Source organism: Halovivax ruber XH-70 (assembly GCF_000328525.1).
Taxonomy (GTDB): Archaea; Halobacteriota; Halobacteria; order Halobacteriales; family Natrialbaceae; genus Halovivax; species Halovivax ruber.
The window spans coordinates 23,335-36,784 of sequence record NC_019964.1; the positions used below are offsets into that span (position 1 = coordinate 23,335).

Genomic DNA, 13,450 nt, shown 5'->3' on the forward strand with positions numbered 1-13,450 from the left:
GCGTCTTACTGTGTGACTCGTTCGACGAGGGTGTCTGCCTGTGCGTCTCGTTCGTCCGCTTCCGTATCGCGCTGGGCAGCCAGCGCGACGACGGCGAGGTAGAGCACGCCCAGGGCCCGCGTGGCGGGGACGACCCACGACTTCAGTTTCAGCTCGTGCGGATTCTCGTAGGCGAAGGACTGACTGAATCGGATCAGCGGCCGCGGTGCGAGCACGGCGAGGAGTCCAGCGCTGGTGAGCGCGCCGCTGGTCATCGGCGTTCGTCGCCGGCCGCGACGAAGTTCCCAGACGAACAGGGCGCCCTCGAGTCGGGCGAGAGTGAGTGCCTCGGAGCGCAGTCGCCCGTCGCCGGGGTTTTCGAGTCCGATCCGTTCACAGGCGTCGATCACCGGCTGCGGGGCGACGATCTCGACGAGACCGAACGCGATCAGCGCCGCGCGGGCCGATCGAGAGAGTGGATGACGAACCATGGTCGTGGTACCACGACTCGGACGAAATAGCCCGGTCTCCGACCATCGTCTCCAGTACGGATCGGAGATCCCACCGCGGGTTTCGACCTTTTGTTCGTGAGATCACCGGTTTGGCACCGAAACGAACGGTTTTTGCCGGGTTGTACCGATCGGTGGGCTAGATGCCCGAGACAGCCGATCGAAAGGACGACCACATTCGGATCATCGAAGAAGAAGACGTCGAGACGAGCGGGACCGGCTTCGCCGACGTGGAACTGGTTCACGAGGCGCTGCCGGAGATCCACCGCGACGAGATCGACCAGTCTGTCACGCTGTTCGGGCACGAACTGTCGGCGCCGATCGTCATCGAGAGCATGACGGGCGGCCACCCGAACACGACGAAGCTCAACCGCAACCTGGCCGCGGCCGCCCAGGAGACGGGAATCGCGATGGGCGTCGGCAGCCAGCGCGCCGGTCTCGAGCTCGACGACCCCGACCTGCTCGAATCCTACACCGTCGTGCGCGACGTCGCCCCGGATGCCGTTCTCTACGGAAACATCGGCGCCGCCCAGCTCGACGAGTACGGCGTGGCCGAGGTCGAACGCGCCGTCGAGATGATCGACGCCGACGCGATGGCGATCCACCTCAACTTCCTCCAGGAGGCCGTCCAGCCGGAGGGTGACGTCGACGCACGTGGCTGTCTCGAGGCGATCGAGCGGGTCGCCGAGGGGCTCTCCGTGCCCGTCGTCGTCAAAGAGACCGGCAACGGTATCTCGGGGAAGACGGCCGAGCGACTCACCGATGCCGGTGTCGACGCCATCGACGTCGCCGGGCGGGGCGGCACGACCTGGTCCGGTATCGAGGCCTACCGAGCCCGCGCCGTGGGGGCGGATCGGCAGGCAGCGGTCGGCGAGCGATTCCGCCGCTGGGGCCTGCCGACGGCCATCAGCACGATCGAGGCGGCCGACGTCCACGACTGCGTGATCGCCAGCGGCGGCGTCCGCTCCGGCCTCGACATCGCGAAGGCGATCGCGCTCGGTGCCCGCGCCGGCGGGCTCGCGAAACCGTTCCTCGGACCGGCAGCCGAGGGGACCGACGCCGTCGTCGACCTGATCGAGACGCTGCAACTGGAACTCGAGACCGCGATGTTCGTCACCGGCTCGCAGCAGGTGGCAGATCTCCGGACGGCGGAGCACGTCGTGCTCGGTCGAACGAAGACGTACCTGTCCGAACGCGCGCCGTGAGCAGGTTGGCTCACCCGTGCGAGCTCACCTCCTGCGTGCGATTTCCCTCCTGTCCAATCTGTCCACCAGAACCGATCGCCGTCCGCCGATCGACCGGCGGCTCGATCGGGAGTTGACTTCATTCTTCGAAGCGTTGAACCGCTACAGGGACGACTGATCCCGCCTCAATCCCACCTTGAACTTGTTATCCGAATACTTTAATATGGATGGTGGGGAAAATTTATAACCATCAATCCTGTCGTCTCCGCCGGAGCATGGGATCGCGAACCGAGGGCGACGATGGGCCGATTCGGCGCACCGACTCGCTGGAGGCGTTGCTCCAGGCGACCGATCGGAACACGGAGGAGATCGTCGAGGCGCTCCGCGAGAGCGGCCCACGACGGCACGTCTCCGAGTCGAGCGTCGACGAGGTCCTCGAGACGGCTTCGCGCCCGCAGGCTGCGGACGACGACGCGTTCGCGCTCTCTGGCGGTCCCACACGCACGATTTCGACGACCGGTATCGACGAGGTGTTCGAGACACTGGAAGCGGAGGCACCACCGCTCTCGACGGCGTCGCGGGCCGAGGCCGCGTCACAGCCGGCCGCTGAACCCGATACCTCGACGAGTACGAGTGAGTCCGGATCGACCAGTGAATCGACCGATGCGACTGATGACCTCACTGCTCGCCCGCTCGCCGAAGTGGACGAAACGCAACGCGCGGAGGCGACGGTCGCGTCGCTCTCCGGTGGCGGCCCACGACGGACGGTCTCCGAGCAGAGCGTCGACGACATCCTCTCGCTGCTCGACGACGAGGAGCCGGATACGACCGATTCGGACGCGGCAGCCGCCGATCTCAGACCGGACGACGCTGGCGACGCGCTGGCATCGTTACTCGCCGACGCCGAGCCACCAGCTGAGTCGATCGAACCGTCGAGCGAGTCCGAGGAACCGGAGCGATCACAGGCGAGGAACGAGGCGTCGGTGAGCGTCGAATCGTCGAACACGGTCGACGCTGCGGTCTCGGCCCTCGAAACGCACGGGCCGGACGACAGTGATTCCGCCGAAGCGGCTCGCGGCGCCGACGATTCCCGTGCGGAAGCGACCGACAGCGCGTTCGAGTGGGGCCCACACGACACGGGGGACGAAGCCGACGTCTCCGACCGGAAGACGGGGCCGGCCATCACCGAACAGCCACCGACACCCGACGATGCAGGCGCGCTCGTCACCCGCGCCGAACTCGAAGAGATCGCTGCGCTCGTTTCGGAGCCCGAATCGACGCCGACTCGTCCCGCCTCGGCCGAATCCGCGACGGGTCACTCCACCTCGGTCGAACCGAGAACGGTCGGCCCGACCCCCAGTGGGACAACGGATGGGGTGACGGACGAGGCTACTGGGGCCCCGTCGAGTCCGTCAACCGTCGTGGTCAGTGTCGATACGGTCCTCGCACCGACGGCCGAGCAGGTCGGTGATCGCCATCCCGTGGTGGCCGACCGGCACCGTCGACCGACGTCGACCGATTCGACTGCCGGCCCGACGACTGAAGAGCGAGCTACCGAGGACGGTGGACGGGAGCCCGCCAGCACGGGCGGGACGGTTCGGTCGCTCTGGCGTCGCCTCCGGAAGTGGTTGAGTCGACGCTAACTGGTCGAGCGGACCTACCTATTCGAGTAGACGCTAACTGGCCGAGCGGTCGCTACCTGTTCGAGTGAACGCCCCCTGGCCGAACTGACGCTGTCTGTTCGAGTGGACGCTACCTGGTTGAGCCGAGACTAACCGGGTGAAATACACGTTCACCGCCCGTCGCTCGGGAGTCGGTGAACGGAAAACGCAGTCGAAGTTACCTTACAGGTCGCGCGGCTGGACGGTCTTTCGGTCGTTCGCTTCGGCACGTCGTGCGGCGTCGTCGAGGAGGGCTTCGACTTCCTCGTCGAGCGCGTCGTAGAAGTCCGAGGCGACGTTCTTGTCATCGAGCGCTTCCTTCACAGCGGCCTTGACGATAAGGTCTGCCATACGGTTACCCCGTTCTGCGCAACCCCTTATAAGCGTTCTGTTTAATACACGCTATAGCGCCCCTGAGGATGGCACGAGCGGGTGTCTGGAGCGCGTTCCCACCGAAACCTATATGATGGATGAGTAATGCGGCCGAGTCCTGGCCCGTCGTGTCGCGTGTCGACCGCTCGCGCGCGCTCTGGCCCGTGCACCGCCGAGCGAGGGATCGGTGCATCCGTCCACTCGACGAGTCGGGTGGGCTGGCGATTCCGGACGGGAGGCTTTTGTCGATCCGCTCGAACGCCAGCGTATGTCCCGGCACGTCGTCTACGTCCTCCACTGTGCCGACGGGACGCTCTATACCGGATATACGACGGATCTCGACCGACGCGTCGCCGAGCACAACGCCGGCGAGGGGGCGAAGTACACACGCTCGCGAACGCCCGTCGAGGTCGTCCACGTCGAGCGATTCGACTCGCGATCGGCGGCGATGTCCAGAGAGTACGAGATCAAACAGTATTCGCGACGCCGAAAGGAGCGCCTCGTCGGTTTCTCGTAGCTACGGGAGACGCTCGTCCGCTCGTCGATTCGACGTGCGTCGTCAGTCGTCGGCGGCGGTCGGCTGGACACACTGCTCGTCGATGAACGCGTACTCGACGAGCCGTTCGCCGAGCGTCTCGACGCGTTCTTCGAGCGCCGCGTCGCGGAACGCACGGCCGTCGATGGCGTCCGGCTCGGCGACGAAGGCGTCGCTCGCGTTCCTGATCCCGACCTGATGCGGCAGGGTCCAGCCGTGGACGTTCCGAACGGTTGCGCGCATATGTTCGAGCGTCGAGCCGTAACTCCCGCCGCCGGCGGTGGCGAGCAGACCGACGGTGGTGTCTTCGTACTCGTCCCATCCGCAGTAGTCGTGGAAATTCTTCAGTGCGCCCGAGTACGAGCCGTGATAGACGGGCGTGCCGAGTGCGACGGCGTCGGCGTCGCGGACGAGTCGTTTGACGGTGGAACTGTCGCCCTGTTCGTTTCGGTCTGGGTCGTAGACGGGAAGGTCGTACTCGCGAAGATCGAGGAGGTGCGTCTCGGCGCCGGCGTCCGCAGCCGCCTGGAGGACGTATCGGAGGGCGGTTCGCGTGTAGCTGTCCTCGCGAAGACTACCGACGACGGCGAGGACGGTCGGTGGGGACCTCATTTCGAGGACGATAGCACGGGCGCTACTAAAGCCCCGTCGGGTTGGCATGCCAGCCTAGCGGATCGTTGTTGATTGACGGGTAAGACTCCATTCAGCTGACCAACGTTTCGACACCGATTGAAGTTGATCGTTGATTGAGCAAATCGTATGCGGCATTCGGAACTTAAGAGTGGTTACGTGCTGAGACGAACAGTCATATTGTGCCATCTTATATCATCGGCGATATTTTATGACTGTTAGTGTTCATTATGCATAAAATGTTTTATATTCCCATTTATATGGCAACATAAATTATTTATATAAGGCTAAAACTGGCTGCTTCGGTAATATACTCTGATTAGCTGGATAAAGTTTTCACAAAATACGGCCATGGCTGAAATTGATTGAATATGGTAACTTCGGTACGGTGGGAGACGAATGTCCTTGTCTCATATTGTACATACTTTATTGGGGGGCATCCCATATAGTAGGTGATTGGATTGATGCCGTCGATATCGCATTGGGACTTGTAATCGGCGACCTTGATTTGTTAGACCATTCTATAAATTGAGAAGGAATTATAAAAAATAGCCTATCTGTACTTTAGGCAAACTTAGCGTTTGAATGGTTTATCTTATATTATAAGTTAGAAATATTCATATATCTGTCTATTATAGAAGTAAATGCAATGTCTAGGAAAGACGTTGGGCGAAGATCTGTATTGGCATCGACAGGCACAACTCTTTTTGGTTCAATAGCCGCAAATACTGCAATTGCGAGCCGAGGTACCGATCCAAGCAAGCGATTTACTGACGTTATTTTAGAGTCGAATAGAATTGCGAAGGAAAAAGGTTTGGAAGAGAGGCAAAAGTATCTTGATGAAAAAGGCGTATCTCATCAGGAAAAGGACCTCCAGGTTTCTTTGAACGGAAATCGATACGATAACACAACCCAGACCGCTGGCAATGACTCAAATATCTGCGTTGAACCGTTAGAGTGCGACGCTGATATTGATGTTCAATTTTCATTAAGCTATGAACCGCGTGCTGACCCAGGCGAATTTCATTATTCATACTTTATGAAATTCAACTATAGTCTTGATTGGGATTTGTCTCCGATTGGGCCGGGAATCACGTATTACGGGCCTAAAAATCCGGTAGATACATTAGGGCTTACATGGGAAGAGAATCGGGTTGATGTTAAGGACTATAAGGAAGTTCCAGAATCTGTAGTCACTGACGATTTCACAGAGTTTGATGGCGGAAGTTATACGGGTTCAGGTCTTGGTGTCCTTGTGGATGGTCGCAAAGCGGCGTGGGAATCGGGCTTAACTGGTGGAGAATGGGATTGGAGCCAACTAGCTACGGCGGGGGTCTTTCTCGTAGAGGATGTTGATTTCCGGCCCGAAACATCCTTCAGGGGCTTTTATACATATGCTTGGGAAGGAGTCAAACCAGATGTCTCTGTTTCCTATCCAGAAACAATTACATTTTCCGCAAATGAGTATGATGAGTCAGAAAAGTTTCAACACACTCCAGAAGGGGATACCTTCCATCTGAAGGCCAAAGACGTGATGTAATTTACAACAGGATTTAGAAACATATATAAATCCATATAATCATAAAATTGGTATTTATGATAGGCCGTAGAACTATTTTGGAGACAATATCTGTCGGAGTAGTCGTTTTCTGTGTGGGCTGTTTGGAACGTATTCTCAAAGACGATGATGAAGAGACTACTGTCCTTGTCGTAAGTAATCTCTCTGATGAGGACTTATGGTTCAATATTGCCATCAAAGGGTCTGATGGAACGAGTCTGCTCGAGGATCGGTTTTTCCTCGAAGAGGGAAAGGGATATGCGACGGAACAGTTCGAGGATGTCGCGCGATTCGTCGAGTACGAACTGAGCAGCGATGAAAGTGGAACAACACGTATCCCGACGGACTTAGAGGCGCCCAGGTCTTGGCCTCGGAAACTATTCGCCGATTACTCGCCCGATGATGGTCTCGTCGTCCACTCACCGTAACACACCCGCACTAGGGTAGCCGCTGTATCGAGGATACAAATCCCTCTGCGTCAGCAACGGCACTCGATCCAGGAGTGGGAGTCCCAGCCGGCGGAGTGAGGGTTGCGGGTCGAAAGCCCGCTTGTTCTGGGACGTGCGTTGCATCCTCGCGAACGGAGTGAGCGTGGTTTCCGTCGGCGACTTTTTATTACGGGCGGTGGATCGTCGGGTATGGAGCAGATCTCGTTCGGGACCGACGGCTGGCGGGCGACGCTGGAGACGTTCACCGCTCCGCGGGTCCGGATGGTCGGCCAGGCCGTCGCGACGTACCTGCGTGAGGAAGGCGAGACGGCCCCGGTGGCGATCGGCTACGACGCCCGGGAGACCTCGCGCGGCTTCGCCGAGGAGCTGTCGCGCGTCCTGTGTGCGAACGGATTCGACGTGGTGCTCTCGGCACGCGACTGTCCGACGCCGGTGGTCGCCCACACGATCGTCGAGCGCGAGCTGGCCGGGGCGCTCGTCGTCACGGCCTCGCACAACCCGCCCGAGTACAACGGCGTGAAGTTCATCCCTGGCGATGGCGCCCCCGCACTCCCCGCGGTGATGGATGCCATCGCCGACCGACTCGCCGAACCCGAGGCGCTGCCCGAGGCCGAGCACGGGACCGTCGAGGCGGTCGATCTTCGCGAGTCACACGCCGCGGCTGCCCGCGACCGACTCGATGCGATCGCCCCCGGGGCCGTCGATTCGATCGCCGACCTCAGCGTCGCGTACGACGCCATGCACGGCTCCGGGCGCGGATACACGGACCGGCTCCTGTCGGAAGCGGGCGCGTCCGTCGAGCGTCTGCGGTGTGAACGCGACCCCGACTTCGGTGGGACGCCGCCGGAACCCGCCACGGCAAACCTGCAGGACCTGATCGAGCACGTCCAGCGTGGTGACGCCGACCTCGGCATCGCCAACGACGGCGACGCGGATCGGCTGGCCGTCGTGACCCCTGACCGCGGGCTTATCGACGAGAACCTCTTCTTCGCGGCGCTGTACGACTGGCTCCTGACGTTCGATTCGGGGCCGGCCGTTCGGACCGTCTCGACCACGTACCTCGTCGATCGCGTCGCTGCAGCCCACGACGAGACCGTCCACGAGGTGCCGGTCGGGTTCAAGTGGGTCGCGCAGGCGATGGCCGACCACGACGCGCTGGTCGGCGGCGAGGAGTCGGGCGGATTCACCGTCCGCGGGCACGTCCGCGAGAAAGACGGCGTGTTCGTGGCGTTGCTCGCCGCGGCCATGCACGCCGCAGAGCCGATCGACGACCGGGTGAACCGCCTCCTCGAAGAGCACGGGACGGTGGTCCAGGACAAGCGCAGCGTCGACTGTCCCGACGCGGAGAAGGCGCGAGTCATCGAGGCGCTCGCCGACGAAATCCCCCAGTCGGTAGCCGGCGAGCCCGTCGAGGACGTCAACACGGCGGACGGGTTCAAACTCCTGCTCACGGACGGTTCGTGGTTGCTCGTGCGCCCCAGCGGGACCGAACCCGTGTTACGGGTGTACGCCGAGGCGAGCGACGACGAGCGTGTCGACGCCTTGCTCGACGAGGGAACCGACCTGGTCGCCCGACTGGTCTGAGTCAACCCCACTGGCCGCTGTCCGCCCGCCAGTCGGACCCCGCCAGTCACCCCCGTTGAACCGCTGTGCCGGCCCGGATTTTACGAGTTACGGCCCCGTCGGACTCCCTATGTCATCGGACGGCGACGCGGCCAGAATGGAACTGGGAGCCGACGCCTGGCACCAGGACGAGGACGGGAGCTACTACATCGACTGTCCGGAGTGCGGGTCGGCGGCCACGATCTCGAACGTCGTCACCCACGGCCGGTGCAACGGCTACCTGAACGAACGGGAGTCGGACACGGACCTCGACGAGGCGGCGATGAGCTGTACGGCCGAACTCTCCCTCGAACTCGTGTACACCTCGGATCCGTCGGCTTCGGGTGCGGACGAGGCCGTCGGCGAGGAGTAGGTCGTCGGGGGAAGTGAGTCGGTGGCGGGGAGTACCTACTTCACGAGCGGGTGTGAATCGGCGGATCCAATGTCAGTAACGACGGACAGCCGCGACCGCGTTCGGCGGGTGCGCTCCCGGTTAGGCGAGACGGACGATTTTCGGTGCGTCGAGGTGTCCTGGGACGTGACGGCAGCGACCTACGAACGGGAACGCGAGCGATTCGAGCGGCGAGCCCTCGGCGGGGCGGGGGTCTGGCTCACGCGAGACGACGGAGCGGTCCTCCTGGCTCGCAACGAGGGCGACGTCGGCTGGGCCAATCCCGGTGGCAAACGCGAAGCCGGCGAGACGTACGCGGAGGCGGCGAAACGCGAGGTCCGCGAGGAGACGGGCGTCGACTGCCGGCTCACCGGGATCCGGGAGTTCCACGAGGTCGAACACCACCCACCGGACGACTCGCCACCGATCGTCGAGGCGATCGTGATCTTCGACGGCGAGTACGTCGACGGCACGCCGCGGGCCCGTCCCGGCGAGATCGCCGCGGTCGAGTGGTTCACCGCACCGCCCGAGCGAGTTGCCTACGAGCAGGTTCGAACCAGACCGTATCCGGCCGATTCGGAATCGTGAGGCGACGAACTACCCATACCACTTTCATCGTCCGACAGCATCGTCACTCATGGACGAGTACGGATACGTTGTGAACGTCGATGGAGCGGTCGTCCGCGAGGACGAGTACCTCCTCATCGAACGCGGTGCTGACGAAGAACATGCGGCGGGCGAACTGGCGTTTCCCGGCGGGAAACTCGAGACGCCACCGGGGACCGACGACGCGATCGCGAAAACGGCCCGCAGGGAACTTCGCGAGGAAGTCGGGATCGAGGTGGGTGCGGTAACGTACGTCTGCAGTTCCACGTTCACGGCCGACGACGGGACTCAGTGTTTGAACGTCGTCACGCTGTGCGAACATACCGGTGGCGTCGCGCAGGTTTGCGAATCGGCCGAAGTCGAGACGGTCCACTGGCTTTCACCCGAAGAACTCCGTAACCGGTCAGACGTACAATCGTACCTCGTCGAGTACGTCGAAGCGGTCGAGTTGGCCAGAGGACAATAAGCGTCCGTCTTGGCACGCGATCACGCCGGACGTCACCGCTCGCGGACGCCTGCGTACCGATCGTCACCCATCCGAACGATGTCGAATCCGAGCGCCTCGTAGAACGGTCGAACGGCGCCGTCGAAGTGAGCGGTCAGGCGACCCTCACGTTCGATCGCCGCCTCGACGAGTGCCTCGCCGATTCCCCGGCCACGATGGCTGGTCCTGACCGCGATCGCGTCGACGTGGGCGCCGCGTTCACGCGGGTTGGTTGGCACCGAATCCGGCTCTCGGCCCGTGGCGATCGGCTCCGGTTTCAGGACGATCGCCCCGCGGACCGTTCCGGCGCCGTCGGTCGCGACGAGAACGTCGTCAGCGGCGATTCGCGGGTCGAGGGAGGTGAACTCGAGCATCGCGGCGTCGAGAATCCGTCGAACGGAAAGCGACTCGTCGGGTGTGGCTGGCCGAATCGTGGCGGGGACTGACGGCTCGGCCACGCCGATCACCCGCCCTTGATGAGCCGGAGGACGGTCACCTCGTCGGTCTCGACGGGCTGGTCCTCGGGGACCGGGTGGCCGTCGACGAGGACGCTCACCTCGTGGGGGCTGTAGTCGATGGCTGCGAGGAGTTCCGCGTACGTCGGGGGTGACGACCCGGCGGCCGATGTGCCCTCGGCCGTCTCGAGGTCGACCTCGTGCGTCTCCTCGCCCTTGACGTCGACGGTCACGCGCATGGCCGGCCGTTCGGGCCGGAGTGGCTTGAGGGCGTCGTCGAGGGAACGTGACCTGGGGACACCTCCGTTTTCGGCGGACGCGCCGACGTCGTCTCGGTTGTCGCCGCTCGATCGTCCCGCTCGCTCCCCCTCATCGAAGGACGTCGAGTAGTTCCGGAACGAGATCAAGCTGGGCCGCCGCGCCCATGAGGCCGAAGACGACGACGGCGAGCAGACTGAGCGCGTAGTAGGCGACCCACGTCCTGGAGGGCTGGAACGCTTCGGGGAGGTTCTTCTTCACGACGTACCAGTTCGCCGGGTAGAAGAGACTCTCGGTGACCGCCAGGATCGCCGCGACGGTGACGACGAACGTGACCGGGACGTTCCCCAGCGCGAGGACGACGACGCTGCTCGCGACGACGGTCGTGAGGACGACAGCCCGGCGGACCGTCTCATTGTCCGGGCTTCGGTCCCCCAGTACCATCGGCGAGATATCGCCGGCGGCCCGCGAGGCCCCATCGAGGAGCGTGATGACCGTCGAGTACAGCGCGGCGAAGCCGCCCACGAGCATGGCCCAGAACGACCACTCGCCGAACGAATCCGAGAGCACCTGCCCGAGCTCGTACGCGAAGTTGGCGTCATCGAGCGGGTTCGGGTAGAGGACGTTCGACGACAGCACGATCATGGCCGCGACCAGCAGGAAGCTGAACGCGTACCCGATGTTGAAATCGCGTCGACCGGTCCGGATCCACTGGCGGATGTAGTCGTGGTACCGCTCGTCGTCGGGATCGAGGTCCGCGTCGCGGAGCTGATTCGCGCCTTCCCCTTTCGCCGTACTCCAGCTCCCGATCAACACGCTCGTGCTAAACCCGGTGGGGGCGAATCCCGCGGCCGCGGCGAACAAGCCGACGAAGACGACCGTGCGTTCGCCACCGAGATCGGGTGAGATGGCCGTCTCCGCCACGACATCGAGCGAGGGCGGGCCGACGACGGCGCCGAGGACCAGCAGGATACCGAGGACGATCGTGAATCCGAGGAGGATCTTCTCGAGGAGCGTGTAGCGGGCGAAAATCACGAGTACGCCGGCGATCCCGACGAGGACGACGAACGTCTGAGGGACTGATAGCGGGACCAACGGGCTCACGAGCGCGGCGCTCGAGAGGCCGACGCCCGCGGTGATCGCAGCGTAGCCGATCACGAAGACACCGAGTGTATACCACTGCATCCAGTTCGCCGGGCCGGGGAGCTGGTCGTAGGCCTCGACCGGATTCCCGCCGATTCCGTAGTTGTACCGGATACCGAGCTCCCAGGCACCGTACTTGACCAGGTAGATGAACGCGAAGACCCAGATCGCGAACAGTCCGAAGGTCGCCCCCATCGTCGGCCCGAGGACGATGTGGCTGCCGCCGATCCCGATCAGCGCCCAGAGCATCGAGGGTCCGAAGTGATTTCGGAAGAAGCCGGCCCAGTCGTCGCTCGGGTAGTCCAGGTCGACGCCGTCCGCCCCGCCGGTCGCGGTCCCGCCGTCGGGTCGTCCGTCTCCGTGCGATCGTTCCCCACCGACTGATTTGCCTTCGCCGTTTCCACTGGCCATACAGTACGGGTGTTCCGTCCCCTTTTGACAGTTATGTTGGTGGCGCTGAATTATGAGGTGACTGTGTGCGACCAGATGGGCTCGATTACGGACTCCACTCCGCTTGCGTGTCGCACATCTCTCAGATGTATACCAGCATCACCACTGGGACAATTCCAGATACAAACGCCTCTACAACTTCTTCTGGATTCCTCGCGTACCATCCTCTTTCCTCTTCCTTCCTGCCAACACCTTCATATTGTATAGTAACATAGAAATCAATGTCATAACTAAAACTGAGGCAAGAATAATAGACGTCATTGGGGATAAATCGTTTTTGAAGACATTGTATGCACCCCACCACAGGCCTAGACTGGCGCCTACTGCTGGGAGTACCAAAGCTGAAAACTGCAGAAAACCCTTACCAATAGACAGGAGTAGCGATTTCTTGCTTGTCAATGGTAATCAGTACAGTCGTGCTTTTAAAATAGTTTTTCCTTTTGATAACACATTTCCCAGAACTCGTGTTCGAGGCGGGCACTCGTCAGGAACGCCTCGCGCATGGCCTCGCGCTCGCCGGGGTTGCGCTCGGCGCAGTCGTCCACGAGCGTGCGCAGCCAGTCGGCCACTTCGTAAAACTCGTCGCTGGTGTACATCTCGATGAACGGCGTGTACCGGTGCTCCTCGTCGGCCAGTTCGGCCATGTGTTCGGCCACGTCGAGGTAGCCCTGTCCGCAGGGGTAGACCGCGGCGGCGATCTCGGGTAGCGTCCCTTCGTGGGCCGTGCGGACGAGGAAGTTGGTGTAGGCGACGCAGGTCGGTGCTTTTACCGTCGAATCGAGGTCCTCCCGGGGGATACCGTAGTCCGCTGCGAACTCGCGGTGAAAGTCCATCTCGGTGTGGAGGGTGGTGTGGGCGACGTTCAGCAGGCCGGCCATCCGCTCCTCCTGTCGGGCCTTCGTCGCCGCGATGGCGAAGGTGCGCGCGTAGTCCAGCAGGTACCGGTAGTCCTGTTCCACCCAGTGACGGAAGGCGTCGGGATCGAGCGTCCCGTCGGCCAGTTCCGTGACGAACGGGTGCTCGTACTGCGCTTCCCAGATCTCGGCGCCGGCGTCGAGGAGTTCGTCGCTGAAAGCCATACAGGGACGTTGGGCAGCCTGCGTAATAGGTGGTGGTAGTATCGAGTTGTCGATCGTCAGGCGCCTGATTTCAGCTGAACCGGTCGCCGCTCCTGCTAACCGTTT

16 protein-coding genes are annotated in these 13,450 nt (G+C 62.3%); 9 read left to right on the forward strand and 7 right to left on the reverse strand.

Annotated elements, in window-relative coordinates; genetic code table 11:
- Positions 1 to 5 precede the first annotated feature (5 nt).
- Positions 6 to 470, reverse strand: a complete 465-nt coding sequence (locus HALRU_RS00110) for a hypothetical protein (protein WP_015299382.1) — start codon at positions 468 to 470, stop codon at positions 6 to 8.
- A 161-nt stretch (positions 471 to 631) separates the two neighbouring features.
- Here HALRU_RS00110 and fni point away from each other — a divergent pair, with 161 nt between their 5' ends.
- Together fni and HALRU_RS00120 are read left to right on the forward strand one after the other, a co-directional pair.
- Entirely contained in the window at positions 632 to 1,693 is a 1,062-nt protein-coding gene (fni, locus tag HALRU_RS00115) for a type 2 isopentenyl-diphosphate Delta-isomerase (protein WP_015299383.1), read from the forward strand.
- A 254-nt stretch (positions 1,694 to 1,947) separates the two neighbouring features.
- Positions 1,948 to 3,315 carry a hypothetical protein gene (locus tag HALRU_RS00120; RefSeq protein WP_015299384.1) on the forward strand — a complete coding sequence of 456 codons (1,368 nt, stop codon included), beginning with the start codon at positions 1,948 to 1,950 and terminating at the stop codon, positions 3,313 to 3,315.
- 201 nt (positions 3,316 to 3,516) lie between these two features.
- Here HALRU_RS00120 and HALRU_RS00125 read toward each other — a convergent pair whose 3' ends face one another.
- Positions 3,517 to 3,684, reverse strand: coding sequence for a hypothetical protein (locus HALRU_RS00125; RefSeq protein WP_007701338.1), 168 nt, complete (start codon positions 3,682 to 3,684; stop codon positions 3,517 to 3,519).
- 289 nt (positions 3,685 to 3,973) lie between these two features.
- Between HALRU_RS00125 and HALRU_RS00130 the strand changes: the two genes are divergently transcribed.
- Entirely contained in the window at positions 3,974 to 4,222 is a 249-nt protein-coding gene (locus HALRU_RS00130) for a GIY-YIG nuclease family protein (RefSeq protein WP_015299385.1), read from the forward strand.
- Positions 4,223 to 4,264: 42 nt separating this feature from the next.
- Here HALRU_RS00130 and HALRU_RS00135 read toward each other — a convergent pair whose 3' ends face one another.
- Positions 4,265 to 4,852, reverse strand: coding sequence for an NADPH-dependent FMN reductase (locus HALRU_RS00135; protein WP_015299386.1), 588 nt, complete (start codon positions 4,850 to 4,852; stop codon positions 4,265 to 4,267).
- A gap of 667 nt (positions 4,853 to 5,519) precedes the next feature.
- Here HALRU_RS00135 and HALRU_RS00140 point away from each other — a divergent pair.
- The 6 genes from HALRU_RS00140 (at position 5,520) to HALRU_RS00165 (ending at position 9,942) form a co-directional block, all read left to right on the forward strand.
- Positions 5,520 to 6,410, forward strand: a complete 891-nt coding sequence (locus HALRU_RS00140; RefSeq protein WP_015299387.1) for a hypothetical protein — start codon at positions 5,520 to 5,522, stop codon at positions 6,408 to 6,410.
- A 56-nt stretch (positions 6,411 to 6,466) separates the two neighbouring features.
- Positions 6,467 to 6,856, forward strand: coding sequence for a hypothetical protein (locus HALRU_RS00145; protein WP_015299388.1), 390 nt, complete (start codon positions 6,467 to 6,469; stop codon positions 6,854 to 6,856).
- Between the two features lie 210 nt (positions 6,857 to 7,066).
- On the forward strand, positions 7,067 to 8,461 hold the full coding sequence (locus HALRU_RS00150; protein WP_015299389.1) for a phosphoglucomutase/phosphomannomutase family protein: 1,395 nt from the start codon (positions 7,067 to 7,069) through the stop codon (positions 8,459 to 8,461).
- A gap of 109 nt (positions 8,462 to 8,570) precedes the next feature.
- Positions 8,571 to 8,852, forward strand: coding sequence for a hypothetical protein (locus HALRU_RS00155; protein ID WP_015299390.1), 282 nt, complete (start codon positions 8,571 to 8,573; stop codon positions 8,850 to 8,852).
- A gap of 69 nt (positions 8,853 to 8,921) precedes the next feature.
- A complete protein-coding gene (locus HALRU_RS00160; RefSeq protein ID WP_015299391.1) occupies positions 8,922 to 9,458 on the forward strand; it encodes an NUDIX hydrolase in 537 nt (178 codons plus the stop codon).
- Between the two features lie 49 nt (positions 9,459 to 9,507).
- Positions 9,508 to 9,942 carry an NUDIX domain-containing protein gene (locus tag HALRU_RS00165; RefSeq protein WP_015299392.1) on the forward strand — a complete coding sequence of 145 codons (435 nt, stop codon included), beginning with the start codon at positions 9,508 to 9,510 and terminating at the stop codon, positions 9,940 to 9,942.
- Positions 9,943 to 9,974: 32 nt separating this feature from the next.
- On the opposite strand, the gene HALRU_RS00170 is transcribed toward HALRU_RS00165, so the two are convergent.
- From HALRU_RS00170 to tenA, 4 genes are all read right to left on the reverse strand, one after another.
- A complete protein-coding gene (locus tag HALRU_RS00170) occupies positions 9,975 to 10,427 on the reverse strand; it encodes a GNAT family N-acetyltransferase (RefSeq protein WP_015299393.1) in 453 nt (150 codons plus the stop codon).
- Positions 10,424 to 10,654, reverse strand: a complete 231-nt coding sequence (samp2, locus tag HALRU_RS00175) for a ubiquitin-like small modifier protein SAMP2 (RefSeq protein WP_015299394.1) — start codon at positions 10,652 to 10,654, stop codon at positions 10,424 to 10,426. The genes HALRU_RS00170 and samp2 overlap by 4 nt, the downstream gene beginning before the upstream one ends.
- Positions 10,655 to 10,784: 130 nt before the next feature.
- Complete coding sequence (locus tag HALRU_RS00180) at positions 10,785 to 12,227, reverse strand: Nramp family divalent metal transporter (protein ID WP_015299395.1); 1,443 nt, start codon at positions 12,225 to 12,227, stop codon at positions 10,785 to 10,787.
- Positions 12,228 to 12,688: 461 nt separating this feature from the next.
- Positions 12,689 to 13,345, reverse strand: coding sequence for a thiaminase II (gene tenA, locus HALRU_RS00185; RefSeq protein WP_015299396.1), 657 nt, complete (start codon positions 13,343 to 13,345; stop codon positions 12,689 to 12,691).
- Positions 13,346 to 13,450: the final 105 nt, after the last annotated feature.